The 20,737-nt window shown below is 36.7% G+C and carries 19 protein-coding genes; 8 read left to right on the top strand and 11 right to left on the bottom strand.

Features of this window, described 5'->3' with window-relative positions:
- Positions 1–174: 174 nt before the first annotated feature.
- The 3 genes from H7U22_RS15505 to H7U22_RS15495 all read right to left on the bottom strand — a co-directional run bounded on the left by H7U22_RS15505 (position 175) and on the right by H7U22_RS15495 (position 3,135).
- A complete protein-coding gene (locus H7U22_RS15505) occupies positions 175–765 on the bottom strand; it encodes a hypothetical protein (protein ID WP_187072251.1) in 591 nt (196 codons plus the stop codon).
- 106 nt (positions 766–871) lie between these two features.
- On the bottom strand, positions 872–2,173 hold the full coding sequence (locus H7U22_RS15500) for an HAD-IB family phosphatase (RefSeq protein ID WP_187072250.1): 1,302 nt from the start codon (positions 2,171–2,173) through the stop codon (positions 872–874).
- A complete protein-coding gene (locus tag H7U22_RS15495; protein ID WP_187072249.1) occupies positions 2,173–3,135 on the bottom strand; it encodes an NAD-dependent epimerase/dehydratase family protein in 963 nt (320 codons plus the stop codon). Before H7U22_RS15495 ends, H7U22_RS15500 begins: the two co-directional genes overlap by 1 nt.
- A gap of 173 nt (positions 3,136–3,308) precedes the next feature.
- Between H7U22_RS15495 and H7U22_RS15490 the strand changes: the two genes are divergently transcribed.
- On the top strand, positions 3,309–4,490 hold the full coding sequence (locus tag H7U22_RS15490; protein WP_187072248.1) for a formimidoylglutamase: 1,182 nt from the start codon (positions 3,309–3,311) through the stop codon (positions 4,488–4,490).
- A 90-nt stretch (positions 4,491–4,580) separates the two neighbouring features.
- A complete protein-coding gene (locus H7U22_RS15485) occupies positions 4,581–5,735 on the top strand; it encodes a TlpA disulfide reductase family protein (RefSeq protein WP_187072247.1) in 1,155 nt (384 codons plus the stop codon).
- A 70-nt stretch (positions 5,736–5,805) separates the two neighbouring features.
- On the opposite strand, the gene H7U22_RS15480 is transcribed toward H7U22_RS15485, so the two are convergent.
- The 7 genes from H7U22_RS15480 to dcd form a co-directional block, all read right to left on the bottom strand.
- Positions 5,806–6,312 (bottom strand): SMI1/KNR4 family protein, encoded by a 507-nt coding sequence (locus H7U22_RS15480; protein WP_187072246.1) that lies wholly within the window; start codon positions 6,310–6,312, stop codon positions 5,806–5,808.
- Positions 6,313–6,338: 26 nt separating this feature from the next.
- Positions 6,339–7,610: a phosphoribosylamine--glycine ligase gene (gene purD, locus H7U22_RS15475; RefSeq protein WP_187072245.1), complete on the bottom strand. Its 1,272-nt coding sequence runs from the start codon at positions 7,608–7,610 to the stop codon at positions 6,339–6,341.
- 74 nt (positions 7,611–7,684) lie between these two features.
- Positions 7,685–8,566, bottom strand: a complete 882-nt coding sequence (locus H7U22_RS15470) for an SDR family oxidoreductase (RefSeq protein ID WP_187072244.1) — start codon at positions 8,564–8,566, stop codon at positions 7,685–7,687.
- Between the two features lie 76 nt (positions 8,567–8,642).
- Positions 8,643–9,404, bottom strand: a complete 762-nt coding sequence (locus H7U22_RS15465; RefSeq protein ID WP_187072243.1) for an enoyl-CoA hydratase/isomerase family protein — start codon at positions 9,402–9,404, stop codon at positions 8,643–8,645.
- A gap of 101 nt (positions 9,405–9,505) precedes the next feature.
- Entirely contained in the window at positions 9,506–12,196 is a 2,691-nt protein-coding gene (locus H7U22_RS15460) for a TonB-dependent receptor plug domain-containing protein (protein WP_187072242.1), read from the bottom strand.
- Between the two features lie 149 nt (positions 12,197–12,345).
- Entirely contained in the window at positions 12,346–15,099 is a 2,754-nt protein-coding gene (locus H7U22_RS15455) for a carboxypeptidase-like regulatory domain-containing protein (protein ID WP_187072241.1), read from the bottom strand.
- A gap of 42 nt (positions 15,100–15,141) precedes the next feature.
- Positions 15,142–15,678, bottom strand: coding sequence for a dCTP deaminase (dcd, locus tag H7U22_RS15450; protein ID WP_187072240.1), 537 nt, complete (start codon positions 15,676–15,678; stop codon positions 15,142–15,144).
- A 72-nt stretch (positions 15,679–15,750) separates the two neighbouring features.
- Between dcd and H7U22_RS15445 the strand changes: the two genes are divergently transcribed.
- From H7U22_RS15445 to H7U22_RS23330, 5 genes are all read left to right on the top strand, one after another.
- On the top strand, positions 15,751–16,395 hold the full coding sequence (locus H7U22_RS15445; protein WP_187072239.1) for a 4'-phosphopantetheinyl transferase family protein: 645 nt from the start codon (positions 15,751–15,753) through the stop codon (positions 16,393–16,395).
- Positions 16,396–16,611: 216 nt separating this feature from the next.
- Entirely contained in the window at positions 16,612–17,391 is a 780-nt protein-coding gene (gene lipB, locus H7U22_RS15440; protein ID WP_187072238.1) for a lipoyl(octanoyl) transferase LipB, read from the top strand.
- 111 nt (positions 17,392–17,502) lie between these two features.
- Positions 17,503–18,162 (top strand): SGNH/GDSL hydrolase family protein, encoded by a 660-nt coding sequence (locus H7U22_RS15435; protein ID WP_248284769.1) that lies wholly within the window; start codon positions 17,503–17,505, stop codon positions 18,160–18,162.
- A gap of 92 nt (positions 18,163–18,254) precedes the next feature.
- Positions 18,255–18,596, top strand: a complete 342-nt coding sequence (locus H7U22_RS15430; protein WP_187072236.1) for a CD225/dispanin family protein — start codon at positions 18,255–18,257, stop codon at positions 18,594–18,596.
- Complete coding sequence (locus H7U22_RS23330; RefSeq protein ID WP_317172988.1) at positions 18,494–18,991, top strand: DUF2752 domain-containing protein; 498 nt, start codon at positions 18,494–18,496, stop codon at positions 18,989–18,991. The genes H7U22_RS15430 and H7U22_RS23330 overlap by 103 nt, the downstream gene beginning before the upstream one ends.
- Here H7U22_RS23330 and H7U22_RS15420 read toward each other — a convergent pair.
- Positions 18,988–19,722, bottom strand: a complete 735-nt coding sequence (locus tag H7U22_RS15420) for an RDD family protein (RefSeq protein WP_187072234.1) — start codon at positions 19,720–19,722, stop codon at positions 18,988–18,990. The two genes, H7U22_RS23330 and H7U22_RS15420, sit on opposite strands and share 4 nt — an antisense overlap.
- 92 nt (positions 19,723–19,814) lie before the next feature.
- Here H7U22_RS15420 and H7U22_RS15415 point away from each other — a divergent pair.
- The coding region (locus H7U22_RS15415; RefSeq protein ID WP_187072281.1) for a stage II sporulation protein M at positions 19,815–20,737 on the top strand (923 nt) is incomplete at its 3' end.

Below are 20,737 nucleotides of genomic sequence, written 5' to 3'. Positions count from 1 at the left end.
CCTTGATTAAATTAAGTTTTGTGGTAAGCCAGCTTTGACAACTTTCTCTCTCAAGCGCTAGAAAAGTTGTCAAAGCTCTTAAAATATTTTTATGGTGGAGTTGAAAGCCTTGATTAAATTAAGTTTTGTGGTAAGCCAGCTTTGACAACTTCTTTCTCAGGCGCTAGAAAGTTGTCAAAGCTCAAATTGCATATACTCTTGAATTTCATCGTGATATCGTAAATATTCCTGTTTTCCACCAAACCAATTCAATACCTCTTGTTTTTTCAACTTCGTGACAGAATCTAATAATATTTTGGTGTAAGAACTCCACCTCCAGTCTCTAAAATCAGAAATTAGTTTATGTTTTTGGGGATTTGAATGAATATAGTAAACTAGTTTGGTGAAATATTGCTCGTCTGTAACAAGGGACCTTTTAAATGGCGTTTGAAATAATGATCCAGTTCTATCATTCTCTATATTAAATGCCATTGCATAAGATTGAAAAAACATTCGAAACTGTTTACTCACAACTTCATGTGTAGAAATACCAATCTGTTTATCTTTGAAAACGTCATCGATTCTTATTAAAAAATGAAAATGATTTCCCAATAAACAAAATGCGTACACGCTGAGCACATTTGAAAGATAAAAATCAAACTTTTTCAAGAAGAATTTACAGTTTTCCTCAGACTTAAAAAGTGGTTGCTTGTCTATTGATCTGTTATAGATGTGATAGAAATTCCCCTCTTCAAATTTTGTATAGTAATGTTCAGTTTTAGCCATTTAATTATTGAGTTAATCAATATAGCCAAATTTTAAGATTCTATTAAGCTTTGACAACTTTCTTTCTTAAGCACCAGTAAAGTTGTCAAAGCTCTTAAAAGTCAGATTAATAAAGCACTCTAAACTTAATCGTGTTCTCTATTTTCTTAAGCGATTTAAATAACTGCTTATCATATTCAGTATTAATATCCGTAATGGCATAGCCGATTTCGGCGTTTGTCATTAGGAACTGACTTACAATGTTAATATCGTGCTTTGCATACACCGTATTAATTTTAGCCATAATGCCCGGGACGTTTTTGTGAATATGAATCAAACGGTGCGACTTATCAATTTTTGGCAACTGCAAATTTGGAAAATTACCGCTTAGATAAGTTGCTCCCGTATTCATAAAATCGGCCACACGTTTCGGGATAAAATCTATATTCCGTGGATTACTTTTTGGATCGTCGAAAACCACAATACCTTGCTTGGTGCATAAATCAAAATCCAGTTTATTTCTTGCACTCCCTAAATAACCGATCGTTTTTAATTTCACAGCATCTTTCAATTGCTCTTTATCAATCTTTTCTCCATCTGCCAAAATTAAAATTCCAACGTCTTTAATGTATTTTTCTTCAAAAGAAGCCTTTTGTCTGATAGAAAGTCCATCATTTTTCAAAATGGCAACTGTCAGTGGATCAACATTACCAATTACCAAGCATAGAATTCTATTTTTTGGATAAGAAATCGCACGTGGCAAATTATTAACGTATAAAAACTCATCAAAGCTTGGCGTAACATGGTCTGCTTTTGAAACGATGCTTTCTCTTGCTATATTTTCGGTAAAGGCGAAAAACTTGTTAATCATTCCGCTTTCGCGAAGCTGAAAATCAGAATAACCATCTCCAATACCAAAAAGCTCACCCTCTAATTTTAAGTACTGAAGCAGTTTTACTTTTCCACCTTCCTCACTTAACGGATTTGCATGATCGTAATCTATAATTTTACCATCACCCGTGGTTACAAAAGTGTTGGCGTAAATATTTTCTTTCTTAATATGGTACTGGCTAACAACAGGAGTAATAAATTCTTTAAACCCGCCAGAAACAATTAAAACTTCATCTGCATGCTTTTTAAAAAACTCAGCATTACGAGAGAAAGATGTGGAAACTTTCTTTTTTAAATGTTTAATCAGTTGTTTCAGATGATCTTCATTTGCTTCTAATAATTTAACACGTTGCGCTAAACTTTCAGAGAAGGAAAGCTTGCCTTCCATTGCCAAATTGGTATAATCTTCAATTTTTTGAAAGATTGATTCTTTATCTGGATGGTTTTTTAATGAAATACGTGCAAGTTCATCAAGCGCTTCAACTTGGGTAAAAGTGCTATCGAAATCGATAATGTAGTAAGCTTTTTGTTTGGGCATTATTTTAAATGTTGGGTAATTTCCTTTATACTTTCTGATACAGGTTTAAATTTCAATCCTGTTTCTTTTATAATTTTTGAGTTGTCGTAATAACTAAGAACAATACTGCTTTTCGCCGCATCTTTAGTTATTGAAGGTTCTGAGCCTGTAAACAAAGAGAAGAATCTCAATGCTCTCCAGGCAATTCCAAGCATCCAGGGTTTTGCTTCTTTGGTTGGTGCTTTAACAGAAAATCCTTCGGCAATTTCTGTAAATAAATCTTTGTAATGATAATCATCTGATGAAATGATGTAACGTTCTGCGGTAACTTTTGCATCCATTAATAAAATCATCGATTTTGCAACATCTTCTACGTCAATCAAACCAGTTGCGCCATCCGTGTAAAATGGAAAACCACCTTTTACCAATTTGAAAATTGTTCCACTACCTTCAAAACCGGCGTTTTTACCTATAATGACTGATGGATTAACTATAACCGCATTTAAGCCTTCAGTAATTCCTCGCCAAACTTCCATTTCGCCTTCATATTTCGAAAGGCCATAAGCATGTGCTTTAGAATCATATTCCCAAAAATCTTTCTCGGTTATTTTCTTTCCTTTTTTTGCATCGCCGAGCGCCGCTACAGAGCTTACGTGCAAGAGCCTACAGTTATTTTCGGCACAAAGATTTACAATATTCGAAGTTCCATCTATGTTTACGTGAAACAATTTCTTCTTATCCTTCGGATTAAAAGAAACAAAAGCGGCGCAGTGATATACTTCCGTAATGCCTTCAAAAGCCTCCTCCAAATCGGAAAGATTATTTATATCGGCTGTAAACCACTCTATTAAAGTAATGTTTTTGATTAGCGATGGGATTACAGATTTTTCCCTTTTCAAAGCCCGAACAGCCAATCCTTTATCGGTAAGCTGTTTTAATAATTCAGATCCTAAAAATCCCGTTCCTCCGGTTACCAGTATCATTTTTTTAATCGGGCTGTTAATTTATTTTCTTGCAACAAAAAAGTTAGATGCAAAAATTTAAAGCTTAAAATGAGTTAATTACAAAGTCCTATTGAAAAGAAGTCAATAGAAATCTTATTTTTATAAAATATGTGCATCCAAAAATAGATATTTGAGCCGATAGTTTTAAAAATATGTCATTAACGGATTTCTTTTCCCCAGTAAACACCGATAGTTTTATTCCAAAGCAAGGATTTTTTACTAGTCAGCTTGGTTTAAAAGCCGAAATTCATACCGAATCATTTCCCGATTTGGAAGAAAATAAATACGATTTGGCTATTATTGGTGTGCTTGATGGAAGAAGTGCAATCAACAATGAAGGTTGTGCACTAGGCCCAGATTACTTTAGAGAGAAATTTTACAAGTTAAATGAGGGTGGTTTTACCAGTAGAATTGTCGATTTGGGCAATATAAAACATGGCGTTACACTAGCCGACACTTATACCGCCGTAAAAATGGCTGTGTCTGAGCTTATTAAGAAAAATATAATCCCAATTATTATTGGTGGTGGACAAGATTTAACTTACGCCCAATATTTAGGCTACGAGGATTTAGAGCAAAAAGTAGATTTGGTCATTGTTGATAATCAGTTCGATATAGATGATGATAGCCACGATGGAATTGCAACGAGATCGGATTGTTATTTAAACAAAATCTTCCTTCACCAGCCCAATTATCTTTTCAATTTTAGCAATATTGGCTATCAAACTTACTTTGTAAATCAGGAGAGTTTGAGTGTTATGGATAAGCTTTATTTTGATGTACATAGATTGGGCGAGTTTGCTCAGGATATTACCTTGACGGAGCCAATTATCCGCAATGCGAATATGATTAGCTTTGATATTGGCGCAATTCGTTCGGCCGATGCCGCTGCAAATGCAAATACTACTCCAAATGGATTTGATGGTGAAGAAGCCTGCAGAATTGCTCGCTATGCCGGCATGAATGATAAACTTACTTCAATTGGTTTTTACGAATTTAATCCAGCTTACGATAATAACGGACAAACGGCCTTTCTTTTGGCGCAAATGGTTTGGTATTTTATGGAAGGATTCTACGCCCGCAAAAAGGACTTCCCTTTAACGCCAAAATCTCAATTTATGATTTATAGAACCAGTTTAAAAGACGGTTCTGGAGAGATGGTTTTTGTGAAAAGTAAGAAATCAGATCGTTGGTGGATGCAGGTTCCATACCCTTCAGGCCAATCCAAAAATGAAAGATATCACCTTGTTCCATGTAGATATGATGACTATCAAGTTGCCGTAAATGGCGAGATGCCAGATTTATGGTGGAGGACTTATCAAAAGCTATCATAATTTTACACAGGGATTTACGTTATTAGGCAGACGATTATTTATCTTTGAAAACAATCAATTAACAACCACATACCATTAAATTATACTCTGATGAAAAAAATATTATTATCTGCGATAGCACTTTTGCCTCTTGCAGCTCTAGCTCAAAAGCCATTCTCTGTAAATGGCGATGTTAAAGGCTTAAAAACTGGGGATAAAATTTACCTAGTTTACAGTGCAGACGGTAAAAATGTTACCGATTCTTCTACCGTTGCCAATGGTGCATTTGCATTTAAAGGAACAGTGGCTGGCCCAGCACAAGGCAATTTGTTCTTAAATAAAAATCCATACATAAATCGTCCCGCTCAGGGAGAAAAATTAGATGCATTATCTTTATACATCGAGCCAGGAGCTTTAAAAGTTGCAGCAGCAGATTCATTAAAAAATGCGACTATCACTGGATCAATTGTTAATGATGACAACAAAAAATTAAAAGCTTTAACTAAACCTGTTACAGATAAATTAGCTGCTATTAATCTTGAATACGCGGCTTACACGCCTGAACAAAAAAAGGATAAAGTATTAATGGAAGCTTTAGGTGCACGCTATGAAAAAGATGCAGCTGGCATGACCCCTCTTTTATTGGAATTTGCAAAAAACAACCCAAAATCATACATCAGCTTATCTGCCATTGGTCAATTAGCCGGAGATCCTGATCAAGCGGTTGAAGCCGAAAAGGTATTTAAAACTTTATCTCCAGAGTTAAAAGTGAGTGCTTCTGGCGTTAAACTTGCGCAACTTTTCGATGCAAGTAGAAAAACTGCAGTAGGTGCAATGGCGATGGATTTTACGCAAAACGATGCTTCAGGCAAGCCAGTCAAATTATCTGATTTTAAAGGTAAATATGTATTGGTAGATTTTTGGGCATCATGGTGTGGTCCATGTCGCCAAGAAAACCCGAATGTTGTAGTGGCTTATAATAAATTTAAAGATAAGGGCTTTACCGTTTTAGGTGTTTCATTAGATGGAGGCAATACAAGAACAACAAAAGAAGCTTGGCAAAAAGCTGTTGAGGCAGATAAATTAACATGGACTCACGTATCTGATTTAAACGGATGGAATAATGAAGTAGCCAAAATGTATGGCATTCAATCTATTCCAGCAAACTTCTTAATTGATCCAACAGGTAAAATCATCGCAAAAGGTTTAAGAGAGCAAGCTTTGCAAGATAAACTTCAAGAGTTATTGGGAAGTAAATCGAAATAAAAAAGATATTTTAACGAGAAAAGCCCGAGCTAATTTTAGATCGGGCTTTTCTCGTTTTATGCTGTTTATATTAAGCCGACTTTAAAAAATCAAGCGCATTGATGAAGTAGTTTTCCATTCCTTCGTATGGATCTTCACCAGGAATCCATGAAGCAAATTTCCAATATTCCCAACCTCCATTTTCCAATAATGGTGGCACTAAAAGGAAATATTGTTCTTCATTAATTCCGCCTACCACGATGCTTCGAGATAACTTAATTGCAACATCCAATAATTCATCGTTGTTGATCCAAACTTCTATTATTTCTGGATCGATATCTTTTAAAAAGCCAACCTGATCTGTTTTTTCAAACGAAGGCTCGATGTTCTCATTTGGTGTTTTAAATCCGTTCGTAATGGCTAAGAATGCTTTATAATCTTTAGGCAGAATGATTTGTAGTTTCTCTTCTAGCTGTTTTATTTCTTCGGGTGAAGCTGGAGCGTTGCCCAACCATTTAGACTCGATCTGTTCATCATTAAAAGTAAATTCACCTTGACGAATCGCTGTTTCCGAAATTTTTTTAAGTATTTTTTTCAAAATCTGTTTCTATTTGAGATCAAAAATTAAATTAAGTCGAAACCAATATCTTCTCTAAAATATTTGCCATCGAAATAAATACGTCCTGCATCTGCAGTAGCAGATTGTAAAGCCGTAAATAAATCTTTTTGCAAACTGGTAATGGCTATAACTCGGCCGCCATTTGTTTTAACTACATCGTTTTCTAAAAGTGTTCCAGCATGAAATGCATTCGAATGGCGTAAATTCTCTATTCCAGAAATGGCCTTCCCTTTTAAATATTCCCCAGGATAACCGCCCGCCACAATCATAACCGTAGCCGCCGTTTGATCAGAAATTTTTAGATTAATTGTATTAAGTTTCTTTTCCGCTGTTGCTACAAAAAGCTCAACCAGATCATTTTCTACTCTTGGAATTACACTTTCCGTTTCAGGATCGCCCATGCGAGCATTGTACTCTATTAAATAAGGATCATCTCCAACTTTTATTAAGCCAAAGAAAATAAACCCAGTGTAATCTATATTATCTTTTTTTAAACCTTCTACCGTTGGTTTAATTATTCGTTCCTCAACTTTATTTAAAAATTCATCTGTTGCAAAAGGCACTGGAGAAACAGAACCCATACCACCAGTATTTAAGCCGGTATCGTTTTGCCCGATTCTTTTATAATCTTTCGCAGATGGGAGGGTTACATAGTTTTCGCCATCGGTTAAAATGAAAACGGATAGTTCTATTCCACTTAAAAAATCCTCGATTACAACTGTAGTACCGGCAGCGCCAAATTTTCCACCAAGCATTAATTTTAGCTCTTCCTGTGCTTCAATGGTTTCGGTGCAAATTAAAACACCTTTTCCGGCGGCTAAACCATCTGCCTTTAAAACAACGGGTAAAGCATGGTCTTGAAGATATACCAAGCCATCTTCTAAAGTTTCTGGTGTAAAAGATTTTGAGGCTGCCGTTGGAATACCATGGCGCTCCATAAACTGTTTAGAAAAATCCTTACTTCCCTCTAAAATGGCACCTTCTTTTTTTGGTCCGATAACGGGAACATGGGCAATTGTTGCATCTGCAAGAAAAAAATCATGAATTCCATTTACCAAAGGTTCTTCTGGCCCAACTACAACAAGATCGATTTTTTCAGTAAGAACAACTTTTCTAATCGAATCAAAATCGTTTACGTTGATGTTGATGTTTGTACCATAAACTCCTGTACCGCCATTTCCGGGTGCAATAATTAGTTTATCGCAGTGCGAAGACTGGCTCATTTTCCAAGCGAATGCGCTTTCTCTGCCGCCTGAACCTAAAAGTAAGATATTCATATGGGCAAAGATAATATTTTAGTATAAAGTAGCGAGCATCAAGCTGTAAGACTTTCGCCTTATTAAAACCTTAATTAACTACCCTTAGCGCTTCTTGTCATTTGCTCTAGCATATCCCACATTTCATTTGGTATAGCTTCCAATCCGTTCATTTGGCCAGCACCTTGAAGCCATTCTCCACCATCGATAGTAATAATTTCTCCATTAATGTATCCTGAGAAATCACTCACCAAAAAGGCTGCTAAGTTTGCCAATTCTTGATGTTCGCCAACTCTTTTTAAAGGCACTCGGTTTTTAAAATCGAATTTCTTGGCAAGGTCGCCGGGCAATAATCTTTCCCAAGCACCTTTTGTTGGGAATGGTCCGGGTGCGATTGCATTGGTTCTAATTCCGTATTTACCCCATTCTACCGCTAAAGATCTGGTTAAAGCCAGTACGCCACCTTTTGCACAGGCAGAAGGCACAACATACGCCGAACCCGTAAAAGCATAAGTGGTAATAATGTTTAGTACCGTTGCCTGCTGTTTTTCTTTGATCCAATGTTTACCAAAGGCGAGTGTACAGTTAACCGTTCCTTTTAATACAATATCGATAATGGATGAAAATGCATTGGCAGATAATCTTTCTGTTGGTGAAATGAAATTACCCGCAGCATTATTTAGCAAAACATCTACTCTTCCAAATCTTTCTATGGATTTGGCCAGCACATTTTCAACCTGTTCAATTTCTCTAACATCGCAGGCAACTGCTAAAACTTTGCCTCCGGTTTTTTCTTCCATCTCATCGGCTGTTTTTTGCAAAACATCAACCTTGCGACTTGTAATAACCAGATTTGCGCCCAGCTTTAAGAAATAAATACCCATCGCTTTGCCTAAACCTGTTCCTCCTCCGGTAATTACAATGGTTTTTCCTTTTAAAGCATCATCTCTTAGCATGGGTTGGTTAAATGCGAACATAATATATGGTTAGGTGTAGAATTGGTTAAATGTAGAATTGGACAAACTGGTTAATTGGTCAACGGTTTAAATGAGCCTATTTTCTTTGTAGATTTTCTAAAATCGTTTTTAGAATATGACGAGTTGCTGGAGACCACCACTGAGCCAGCATTTTTTCGAGTGTTGAAGATTGATCTGCATTTACTGCGGCAATTAATTCCTCGCGAATATTCAATTTACTTTGCGACCAGGTGTTGCTTTCTAGTTCCATAAACTTTTTGATTTTTCTTTCTGCAGTGGTTAATAAACTTTCATTTTTAACCACATCATCAACCAAACCAACTTTTAAAGCTTCTTCTGGGCTATATAATTTGCCTGTAAGCAAACTGCGAGTGGCTTCGGCTTTGCCAATCCAAAATGAATAAAGTTGGAAAATACTATTCGGAACAATGATGCCAACAGGAACTTCGTTTAAACCAATAATGTAAGAACCTTCGGCCATTATACGGTAATCGCAAGCTAATGCCATTACGCAACCGCCTGCCGGGCTATGGCCACTGATGGCTGCAACCATTGGTTTTTTAAACGCAACTAGATTGGCTGTAAAACTTAAAAACAATTGCCAAAAAGATTTTGCTTCTTCTTCATTGTAATTATAAAGTTCGATTAAATCTAATCCTGCAGAGAAAAATGGGGCTGTTCCGGTTAAAATTACGCCACCAATATTTTCATCAGCAGAAATATTTTTCAGCATTTCATCTAATTCGGTAACGAGCTCACGGTTTAATGCATTCGATTTTCCTCTATCAAGGGTTATGGTTGCTAAACGATCTTTTACGCTTACTTTTATCGTGTTCATATATTCGGTTCAAAGGTGGAAATTTAAGTAATTTAATTAGAAAGCCAAATAATCGAGCTTGTCTGATTATTTGGCCTTAAATATAATTTATAATTAAACTCTTATTTTACTTCGTAAGTATATACTTTTCTGGCTAAGTGCCCAAAAACATCTACGCCTTCAATAACAACTCGATAGTTTCCCGGCTCATCCGCATTGTAAAATTCGAATTTAGCTTTACCTTCTTTATCTGAAACCACTTGTGGATTCCAGTAAATTGTTGTTCTTAAATCTGCTTTACTTGTTGTTGTACCTTCATCGTATTTTGGAGCATAGAATTCTCTAGAAATAGAAATTCCACTAGGATTGTACGTTACCACACCTGGCGCATATCGGTTATAGCTGTTTCCGCCATCTCCTCGTTTCGTGGTAATAACAAGTACGCCACCGCCACCGTTCATGCCATAAATAGCGGTATTACCAATGCTTTTTAAAAGCTCTATGGATTCTACGTCTGTTGGAGAAATATTATCCAGAAATTCTGATTCCACCTGCATTCCATCTACAACGATATGCATTGGTGTATTTTGGCTTCTCATTAAATAAGGCACATTTCCTCTAAAAATTACGCCCGGCAAACGTCCTTGCAAACACATAGAAAGGGTTACGCAGGTAGAAAGATCAGCAGCCGTCATAATATAATCTGCTCTTCCCGCTCCATTTAAGTTGGAGGAGTTTTTTGCAGGATTTTTCTTTTCGGTGATGGTAACTTCTTCCAGTTTAATGGTGCGCTCCAAAATTCCCAACCGGGCCATCTCGTTAAAGTAATTATCGCTTTCTTTAATATATTTCATCAACGTATTGTTCACATTGATATCTATATCTGCACCATTTTTATTTTTGGTTACAATTTGGCCAGGAACAACATCCAAATTAATATCTACAAACTTACGCTCGGTTTTGGTTCTTGCCTGCACAACAAACTTGGTGCTGTCTCCAAAGCTTAAGTTATCGAAAACAAATCTACCTTCGGCATTTGTAACCGTATCTACAATAATCATAGTGCCTTTGGTTGCCATTAACATTACTTTTCCGCCAACTACTGGTTTATTACCCTTAGTAATTGTTCCGCTTATTTTTAGCGATTCTTCTGGTTTATAAGTGATGTTCGGATTAATATTGTTAATTACATTTTTCCATGTAAATCTTCTCCAGCCTTGGGTTAGCATTAAATTATCTAACTCCTTTTGCGTTTTGGCATCGTCATTTAAGAAATAATGATTTGGCTTTTCGATGTATCCAACCAAATCAGAAGTAAGTAAAATTGATGTTAAAATATTGGTTTCATTATCTTCATCTGGTGCAACTTTTGTGGCATTGGTTACGGCAACTGAGAAACTACCCAACACGGGTTTTTGTTGATTAGTGGCATCGAAACTAAAAGCAGATTTTCCTCTTCTTGTTGCAGAAACTGAGCTGTTGTTAATGGCTACGTTGATTAAATCATTTTTAGGACTTACAAAAATCAAGCGTTCGGCAATGGGTTGGTTATCGGCAGAGAATAAGGTAAACTGGACAATTCCTTCTGGTAAATTTTTTCTAGGAATGTTGGCCATTAAAACCTGCTTATCCATTTTTGCTTTAGAAACGTAATAAACATTTCCGGCTTGCTGAGCAACAACTTTTAATTCAGCACCGTTTAGTAAGCTTTCGCTCGCCATAATTTTAACGCCAACTTTTGCGGTATCGGTATTGTTTATCGCAATTGCATAACCACTTTTTTGAGCTAATGGTAATTTGAAATCCTTTTCAGAACCATCTTTAAACTTAACTTTTGCAGTATAAGTTTTACCAGATTGCATATTGAAAACAAAACTTCCCATGCCTAAATAACTCGTTTCAAATGAGGTTACCGCATTTCCAGAATCGTCTACAACAGATCCTTTTACATCTTCACCATGACCGGTTGTGTTTACTGCTTTTATGGCAATTCTTTGAGGTAATTCCTCTACTAAAGTTCCACCCTCAGGCATAAACTGAACATCAACATCGTTCGAAGTTGAGGTAATCGGAATCGATTTGGTTACTTTTTGTTTATTCTCTAGGGTAATGGTTGCAACAATTTTACCCGTTTTGTTTTGGAAAGTTTGATTATTTACGAAATTGACTACAGCATCACCAGTTAAATTCGTTTTAACTCTGCCTTTAGAAACTGATCTAAAATCTAGCTGAACATCGTAACTCACTTCGCATTCTTTGTAAGCAATCCCATTTTTATCTTCAAAATGAATGGTCGCGGTTACCTTATCGGTATTGTTTTCTTTTTTAAAATCATACTTGGTTTGCGTAAAAACCTTGTTTGCCCAACTGTTGCCAATCTTTATCGTTTTATCAAAAAAGAAATCAGTTCCAAAATTTCGCATGTATGCAGTATAGGCACGAATGCGATAATTGCCTTCGCCAAGCGAATCGGTTAATTTGAAATCGCCCCAAGTTACACCCCCCATCAATGGCAATCGCAATTGCCTTTTAACAGAATCTTTTTCGTTAATCAGCTCAACATATAAAATTTTACTGATGTTTGTTGGTGCGGATGTTTTGGTATCAAAAACATAACCCTTGAGCCAAATATCATCGCCAATGGCATAATAAGGTTTATCTAATTGAATGTGAACTTTTTCTTGGGGATACTTTGAGGTGTAATCATCGAGTTTCTTTAGGAGCAGTGTGAAAGGGTCATCATCCATTTTAAAGGCTGTAAAACCTAAAAGGATGAATAACACACTAATTGGGAGGATAATTTTGAGTTTCATTTGTGGCTAGATAAAAATAAAATATGCCTCAAGGTACAAAACCCGAGGCATATTTTAATGAAGTTAGTATGAATTTTGGCTTATGAAACCGAACCTTTACAATAGCCTTTCATTCTGATAATGTTGAGGTTAAAAGTGTTGGTGCAAAACTATTTTACTTTGTATCTATAAACCGTTCTACCGATTAAACCCGATCCATTAATTCCTTCTACAACAACTAGGTAATTTCCTGTTTGATCTGAGTTGTAAAAACTGATTTCCGTTTTTCCTTCTCTTCCTGTGATCACAGATGGATTCCAATATACCGTGCTCCGAAGATCTGGAGTTCCGGTGTTCTGTCCATCGTATTTAGGGCTATAGAACTCTTTTGCATTATCATAGCCTTTCGGGTTGTAATCTAGCACCGATGGATCGTAACTTCTCCGGAAATTTCCCGTTCTGGTAAAAACAGCCATTATTGGCCCATCATTGCCACCGCTCGCTTTCGAATTTACACCTTTACTCTCGTGAAGAAAATATATTTTATCGATATCGGGTGGGTTTTCTCCTGTAAAAAAAGTTTGATAATCGCATGGATCTACAGTCATTCCATCAATCATTACGGTGTATCGTACTCTTTTAAACATCGGCACATACATTTGCCCGCACTCATCTTTGGGTGTTCCGAAAATGTATTCAAAGTTAACCCGGCTTCCATCCATTCTGGAAATACATTCCATTAAACTGCTACATGGAGGACGTCTGCTATCTGGACGATAAATTTCATCTACCTGGCTTTCTTTAATCGTGTTTCCATAAGCCATTTTTCCCTTCGCTCTAATTTTAACCTCTTGGAGTTGCTGTACGCGACTTAACATTCCACTTTTTTCAAGTTGTTTGTCGAGTTCCCTACTACTTTCAAGCGATTTTTTAACCAGTTGCTGAATGTCTTGATTTAACTCGCCCAAGTTTGGATTTGGTGTAACCGTTTGTTGGTTGGGCTGATCGATGTAAGTGGTAACCATCTTAGTACCTTTTTCGTTTCTACCTTGAATGGTGAACTGCATTCCATCTAAAATAACCAAATTATTAAAACTATATCGGCCTTGCTGGTTGGTTAATGTATCTCGTATAAGTCCGAATTTATTATTGAGCAAAGTAACTTTCCCATTTACGATAAGTTTTTTACCCAGTGAGGTTATTTTTCCAGAAATGGTGCTGGTTATTTTTTCTGGGGCAAAGGCTGGAACACTTTGTTGTGGAGCAAGTACATCTTTCCAAGCAAATCGCCTGTAACCTTGAGTGAGCATCAATAAATCTAAATTTTCTCTTGTTGATGCTGTTGGGTTTGCGAAATAATAGTTGGGTTTTTCTATAAAGCCTTTAATATCGGCACTGAGCAACAGCTGAGAAAAAATAGTGTTGATTTTCGTTTCATCAGTAGGTACAGCATCTTCACTAATTACGGCTACAGATAAATTTCCACTAACGGCATCGCCACTAGGCGTGGATGAGGCAATTTGTAAGGAAACCTGATCTCTTACGTTATATTCTTTTTGATTAACCTCATTTACTTTAAGTTGCAAGGCATCGTTTCTCTGTAAAAAGAAAACGCGTTCGTTTAGCGGTAGACCTGCAGAAAACAGCGTTATTTGCACAATTCCACTTGGTAAATCGTTTAACGGAATGTACACAGAAGTAGTTGGCTTACTCAGATTAACCTGCACTGCTGAATACACTTTTCCGCCAGATTGCGCAACAAGGCTAAACTGTTGTGGGCCTTTTTTTAGGGTTTCTGCATTCGTGTTAATCCGCACTAAAACGGTATCAGATTGCGTGCCACTAACCTCGTTTTCCCGAGGATAAACAGAAAGAATTTCTCCTTCGGGTTTAGCAGTTGGCAGTTTAACAATCAATTCAGAACTATCTTGCAGTTTAATTTTGGCACTGTAAGTTCTTCCTTCTTCGGGCATAAGATTGAAGAAGCCCATTCCCAAATGCTTGGTTTCTATTTTTGCAACTTCTTTTTGTTGATCATCGATCACAATCCCTTTAACATCTGCGCCAAGGCCAGAGGTTTCTGTTGCTTTAAATGCAACTCTGCTCCAAACGCCATTTACTAAATAACCACCTTCTGGAAATAATTGAAAATCCGTTTTTAACAATGCTGTTTTTAAAGGGAAAGTTTTTGGAATAGATGTATCCTCATTTAAGCTAAAGTTGGTAACCAAATAATTGGTTTGGGTATTCTCTGGCTTTTGGTTGGGAATATTAATGGTAATTTGACCGAGAGCATCAGTTTTGCCTCTCCCTGCGGTAATGGTTTTGTAGCTTTCCTTTATACTGAAACTTACATTGTTGTTAGCGTAAGGCTTGCCACTTTCATCCGTAAACTTAAGTACCGCTTTAATTTTTGTTTTGTCGCCATCTTTCTCATAGAGGTAATCAATTTTTGCAAAAACAGAATTGGCTACAGAGTTACCAACGCTAAAAGTATGATCGTAAAAATATTGAGGGCCTGCATTCCGCATCCATTGCGTATATGCCCTTAAGCGATAATTTCCTTCTTTGGTGGTACTGTCGTTGAGCAAGAAATCGCCTTTCGCCATGCCACCCATCAGTGGAAGTTTAATGGTTTTTGCAGTAGAATCGCCTTCATTAATAAGATCGATGTAAACTGCACCACTAATTGCAGATGGCCTATGATCGTTTCCCGAAGTTACATAGGCTTTAAGCCAGATGGTATCGCCAACCAGATAATAGGGCTTATCGGTATGCAGATAAATTTTTTCCTGTGGATTTGTACTGATCCACTTTTCCAATGAAGTTACAATTGGTGCAAAAGGTTCATTTCCTTTTTGAGCGAAAGCTAAAAGAGAAAAAAAACACAAGCCCAAGCTAAAGAGAGTGCGTTTAATTAACATATTCGGTTAGGTATTTGTTAAACGCAATTTAGAACAAATTTGTTAAAATTTGTTCTTCCACATCATACTTTCTACAGGGCGGGTGGTTTTATTGTTGTATTTAGCATTTCCTTTAGAGTTGTACAGGGTTTCGATATTGCCTTCTACCACAAAATAAATAAGTTGACCAATCGGCATCCCGGCATAAATTTTAACGGGTTGTGCTACAGATATTTCGAGGGTCCAAGTGTTGCAAAATCCTACATCGCCCTTACCTGCCGTTGCATGAATATCTATTCCTAAACGTCCGGTACTGCTTTTCCCTTCCAAAAAAGGTACATGGGCATGGGTTTCGGTGTACTCTAAAGTTACGCCTAAGTACAATGTTCCGGGGTGAAGAATAAAGCCATCTTTTGGGATTTCGAAATGCTCAATCTCGTTGTGTGCCTTTGCATCGAGCACACGACTTTTATAAGTAGCCAAGTATTTGCCCAAATGCACATCGTAAGAATTTGTGCCTAAACAATCGCGTTGAAACGGCTCTATAATGATGGTGCCCTTTTCAATTTCCTCCAAAATCCTTTTATCCGATAATATCATTTTTATGCGTATTTTTGGCCTAAATTATCATTTATTTAAGATAATTTTGCATGTAAATCTCCAACTTTATAAATGCCAATAGTTTATAATAAAAATATCGAGGATCATTCGGCTCTGGCAATCTGGAAAATTGAAGAAACGGAAGAAGAATTGTTTGCCGGGCTTCAGCTTAAGCAACACGAGCTAGATTTAATCGCATCTTTTAATAATGGCAAAAGATTATTGCACTGGTTAAGTACAAGGCTTTTATTAAGAACCATGCTCAATACCAAAGAATACATCGACTGTCAGTTTGATGAAGACGGAAAGCCTTACCTCGTTAATTCTGATTTTCATATCTCATTAAGCCATTCTTACGATTACGCTGCGGTTATGATTAGCAAAGATTTTGCCTGTGGTGTAGATATCGAATTGATTAAACATAAAATAAAAAGCATTAAACATAAGTTTCTAAGCGATGTTGAGCTTTCTCAAAAGCAGATTGGCGACAATACAGAGGGTTTATATGTGGCTTGGTGTGCTAAAGAGGCAATTTACAAATGGCATGGCAAAAAGGGATTGGAGTTTAAACAACACATCCACATTAAACCGTTTAAGCTAAAACCAGAGGGATGTTTAAACGCACTAGTAGAATTGCCAACCGGAACCAGAGAACTTACTGTTAACTACTTTAAAACAAAAGATGGTTATATGCTTGGTTATGTGCTCTCCGTTTAAGCATTAAAGGCTTAAATTGACCAAAAATTCAATTCGTATATTTATAAAAAGGGTTTTGGAAGCTTTGCTAGCGTTAACGATGGGAGCGACATCCTTTTTGGCTTTTATTGCCAAAAAGATATAGTGTACAGCGTGTTAAAACGCCCTAATTATTAAAAATACAGGTACGGTGTTGTGCTTCAGTAAGGTTAACACTGTTTTATTCAAAATTAATTTATGCAAAACGAAATCAATATTGGTTGTTCAAATACGGGTGAGGTAACAGATAAAATCGAAAACCCAACTTTGCCAAGTTCTGCTCAAAATGTTTCGGTTGAGTTTATGGATTGGGGATTAACAGATTATCAGGCAGCTTGGGATAAGCAAGAAGCGCTATTGAACAGTACTGTTGCTATTAAAACCAAAAATCGCGTAGAAAATTCTAAGTTACCTACACCGAATTATCTTGTTTTTTGCGAGCATCCACACGTATATACGTTGGGCAAAAGTGGTCATCCAGAAAATTTGTTGTTGGATGAAGAAGGTTTAAAAGCAAAGCATGCCACTTATTATAAAATTAATAGGGGTGGCGATATTACCTACCATGGCCCGGGCCAAATTGTTGGTTATCCAATTTTAGACTTAGAAAACTTTTTCACTGATATTCATTTATACCTTCGTACTTTGGAGGAAGCTGTGATTTTAACTTTAAAAGATTATGGTATTGAAGCTGGTCGTTACCCTGGTTATACAGGCGTTTGGCTAGATGCAGATAATGAAAAAGCACGTAAAATCTGTGCAATGGGCGTTCGTTGTAGCCGTTGGGTAACCATGCACGGTTTTGCCTTTAACGTAAATGTAGATTTGGATTATTTTAAAAATATTGTTCCCTGTGGCATCGATGATAAAGCCGTAACTTCTTTACAGGAGGAGCTTGGCTACAAACTGGATCTTGATGAAGTTAAAGACAGATTGAAAAAACACATCGCCCAGCTTTTCAAAATGGAGTTGATTTAGAATTCTATTTAAATCTATCCGAATAATTTTATCGTAGATTAGGCTATGAGAATTTTATTTACTGCCTTTTTATTTTCTTTGTTAACTTCGGCATGTACAAAAGAGAGAAATATGTCAGTTGCTAAAGATCCCGATACTTTATACATTGCCCCAAAGCAGGCCACTACTTTTACTTATTTAGCACTTGGCGATTCTTACACCATTGGCGCTTCGGTAACACAGGCAGAATCTTTTCCGTACCAGCTTCAAACTTTTTTAAAAGCTCGGGATATTACAATTGCAGATCCAAAAATTATTGCGGTAACCGGTTGGACAACTGATGATTTGCAGAATGCGATTAAGCAAGCAAAACTTACTCAGAAATACGATTTTGTAACTTTGTTAATTGGTGTAAATAATCAATACCGAGGTTATCCGCTAGATAGTTATAAGAAGGAGTTTTCAGAATTGTTACAAACGGCAATTGCCTTTGCAAATGGAAATAAAAGTAAGGTTTTTGTAATCTCCATTCCCGATTGGGGCGCAACTCCTTTTGGAAAAAACGCGGCTAAAAGTCCGCAAACTATTGGCGCAGAAATAGATGCTTTTAATGCAGCAAACAAAGAAATAACGCTTGCAGCGGGGGTAAGCTATACTGATATTACACCAGGATCAAGAAATGCAAAAACAGATCCGGCGCTTATTGCTGCAGATGGATTACATCCAAGCGGTAAAATGTATGCCGAATGGGTTAATGCGTTACTTCCAAAAGTTACCGAAGTTTTAAAATAATTAAGTGATAATCACCTTCCGTTTTTAATTTAAAAATTATACTTTTAGTTTAAACATTTGAACTAAAACCTTTTAAATCTAAAAAATTAACCATGGAAGATCAAAAACCTCAAGACCAAGCACCATTCGGCCAACCGCCTTTTGGACAAAACCCATTCGGAAATAATCCTACACCAATGCCTAAAAACTGGCTTGTAGAATCTATACTCGTTACCATATTTTGTTGTTTGCCTTTCGGTATTGCAGGCATTGTAAACGCATCAAATGTGAATAGCAAATATGCAATGGGGGATTATGCAGGTGCTCAAGCAGCATCAGCGGCTGCAGGGAAATGGACCAAAATTGGTTTTTTCTGCGGAATTGGTGTTATAGTTTTATACGTTCTTTTCTTCGTAGTATTAGGCGTTGGTGGCTTTATGAGCTCTTACAGATAATGAAATTAAAGTACATCTTAGGTTTAATTGTGATAATAGGTCTTTCAATAATCTATTATAGGTTTAACCCTGGGGTGTACAATTTTTTTCCAGAATGTCCCTTTCATAAATACTTGCATCTCGATTGCCCAGGTTGTGGTTCTCAGCGGGCCATTCATGCTTTACTCCATGGTGATATTTTATCCGCAGCAAACTACAATTTGCTCATGGTATTAACACTTCCTTTTTTACTGATTCACTTCTTCTTAAAGGTATATTCTCAGGTAACCAAAAAAGATTTTACCTTAAAAATTTGGTGCCATCCCGCTACACCAAAAATTCTACTCGCAATAGTAATTGTGTTTTGGATAACCAGAAATATTCCTTTTGCACCGTTTAATTATTTAGCGGCCTAATCCGTTCTAGAAGTAGAATAATTATAATCCCTCATAACGGTTTCCAAAAAAGTAAGCTCATGCATCCCCTGCGGAACCGACACATTTAAATGATTGGAAATTCTGCCTGCCATGTGGTAAATTAAAGTATGATTGCCAGTTTTGTAGTAAGTGCTAATCACCTCGTGGACTAGTTCTATATCTCTATCACTTAGTAAATTTACTTCCTCAAAAACTGGTGTATATTCTTCTACAACTGGGTGAAAGGCAATCTGTTCCAACTGGGTTTGTGGTTGCGTTTTAATAAGTGTAGTACCGGCAACAATATCGCCAATGCGTTGTTTGTTTTCGGTTACGGCAACACAAATTAATCCGCCAAGCCATGATGTTAGGGTAAAATCTACAATCCTAAAAACCCATCGCATAAAATATTGCCCCAAACTTGCCTGAGATCCATCTAAACTGATTACCCTGATTTTAAGCAAACGTTTACCAATGCTTTGGCCGTTCATAAATATTTCGCAAAGCAAATCGTAAAAAACAAAGCCAACACCATAAATCACTAGCAATACAATTATGGTAATACCTCCTGCCTGGAGCAAACCTGTGAGGGAAAACATCAGCATAAAAACTAAAAAGAGGACAATGAATAATCCGAAGTCAATTAATCTGGCGGCAACCCTTTCGCCTAAACCTGCAACTGCATAATCTATATCGATGTGTTGGCTCGTACTTACTTTTATAGTTTCCATGTTGATCAAATATAATATGGTTTTTTATTTTTTGTTGACTAATTAAAATTTTGTTTTATTTTAACAGAAAATTAACGGGTACAAATTATTTTATGAGAGAGGCGCTTTTTGTAAAGCAGAATTCTGAAAAGTGGAAAGGTTATGAAACTTTGCAGACTGACAACCCCGATGAGTTGGCCCATCGCTTTATCGACATTACGAACGATTTAGCTTACTCCAAAACATTTTATCCAAAATCTAAAACCACGGCATACTTAAATGGAATTGCTTCGGTACTTCACCAAGCCATTTACAAAAACAAAAAAGAAGAAAAAGGACGTTTTTCAAAATTTTGGAAATATGAACTGCCGATGCTTTTTTACATTCATAGAAGGCAACTTTTATATTCACTTATTTTCTTTGTTATTTCTGCGGCCATTGGCGTTCTTTCTGCCAAGTACGATGACTCCTTTCTTCGGATGTTTTTTGGCGATGACTACATCAACATGACCAATGAAAACATTGCCAAAGGCGATCCTTTCGGGGTTTACAAGCAACAGGGCGAAATAATGATGTTTATCCAAATTGCATCGAACAATGTATTTGTAATGTTAATGATGTTTGTAACTGGAGTATTCATATCAATAGGGCCTGTTTTTTACTTGTTAAGAACAGGAATTATGATTGGCGCTTTTGAATATTTCTTTTACAGCAAAGGCCTTGGCACACAATCAATCTTGGTTATTTGGATTCATGGAACTTTAGAAATTCTTTCGGCCGTAATTGCTGGTGGCGCAGGTTTAATTCTGGGTAACGGTATCCTGTTTCCGAAAACATTATCTAGAATGGCGGCGTTTAAAAACAGTGCAAAAGATGCTTCCAAAATAGCAATGGGCATTATTCCCATAATTTTATTGGCAGCTTTTTTCGAAAGTTTTGTTACTCGCCACACAGAAATGCCAATTTGGCTCAGCCTAAGCATTTTAATTGGCTCATTCATTTTTATGGTTGGATATGTAATTATTTATCCAGCTCG

Origin of the sequence: Pedobacter fastidiosus, from assembly GCF_014306625.1 — a bacterium.
In the GTDB taxonomy this organism is placed as follows: Bacteria; Bacteroidota; Bacteroidia; order Sphingobacteriales; family Sphingobacteriaceae; genus Pedobacter; species Pedobacter fastidiosus.
The sequence above is the reverse complement of the archived record's forward strand: the minus strand, read 5'-3'. Positions and strand labels throughout refer to the sequence as shown.

Coding starts and splice junctions, on each gene's coding strand:
- dcd (WP_187072240.1), bottom strand. CDS start 15,678: ATGATATTATCGGATAAAAGGATTTTGGAGGAAATTGAAAAGGGCACC.
- H7U22_RS23330 (WP_317172988.1), top strand. CDS start 18,494: ATGGACCAAAATTGGTTTTTTCTGCGGAATTGGTGTTATAGTTTTATA.
- H7U22_RS15490 (WP_187072248.1), top strand. CDS start 3,309: ATGTCATTAACGGATTTCTTTTCCCCAGTAAACACCGATAGTTTTATT.
- H7U22_RS15470 (WP_187072244.1), bottom strand. CDS start 8,566: ATGTTCGCATTTAACCAACCCATGCTAAGAGATGATGCTTTAAAAGGA.
- H7U22_RS15500 (WP_187072250.1), bottom strand. CDS start 2,173: ATGCCCAAACAAAAAGCTTACTACATTATCGATTTCGATAGCACTTTT.
- H7U22_RS15455 (WP_187072241.1), bottom strand. CDS start 15,099: ATGTTAATTAAACGCACTCTCTTTAGCTTGGGCTTGTGTTTTTTTTCT.
- H7U22_RS15420 (WP_187072234.1), bottom strand. CDS start 19,722: ATGGAAACTATAAAAGTAAGTACGAGCCAACACATCGATATAGATTAT.
- lipB (WP_187072238.1), top strand. CDS start 16,612: ATGCAAAACGAAATCAATATTGGTTGTTCAAATACGGGTGAGGTAACA.
- purD (WP_187072245.1), bottom strand. CDS start 7,610: ATGAATATCTTACTTTTAGGTTCAGGCGGCAGAGAAAGCGCATTCGCT.
- H7U22_RS15460 (WP_187072242.1), bottom strand. CDS start 12,196: ATGAAACTCAAAATTATCCTCCCAATTAGTGTGTTATTCATCCTTTTA.
- H7U22_RS15485 (WP_187072247.1), top strand. CDS start 4,581: ATGAAAAAAATATTATTATCTGCGATAGCACTTTTGCCTCTTGCAGCT.
- H7U22_RS15495 (WP_187072249.1), bottom strand. CDS start 3,135: ATGATACTGGTAACCGGAGGAACGGGATTTTTAGGATCTGAATTATTA.
- H7U22_RS15465 (WP_187072243.1), bottom strand. CDS start 9,404: ATGAACACGATAAAAGTAAGCGTAAAAGATCGTTTAGCAACCATAACC.
- H7U22_RS15505 (WP_187072251.1), bottom strand. CDS start 765: ATGGCTAAAACTGAACATTACTATACAAAATTTGAAGAGGGGAATTTC.
- H7U22_RS15445 (WP_187072239.1), top strand. CDS start 15,751: ATGCCAATAGTTTATAATAAAAATATCGAGGATCATTCGGCTCTGGCA.
- H7U22_RS15430 (WP_187072236.1), top strand. CDS start 18,255: ATGGAAGATCAAAAACCTCAAGACCAAGCACCATTCGGCCAACCGCCT.
- H7U22_RS15435 (WP_248284769.1), top strand. CDS start 17,503: ATGTCAGTTGCTAAAGATCCCGATACTTTATACATTGCCCCAAAGCAG.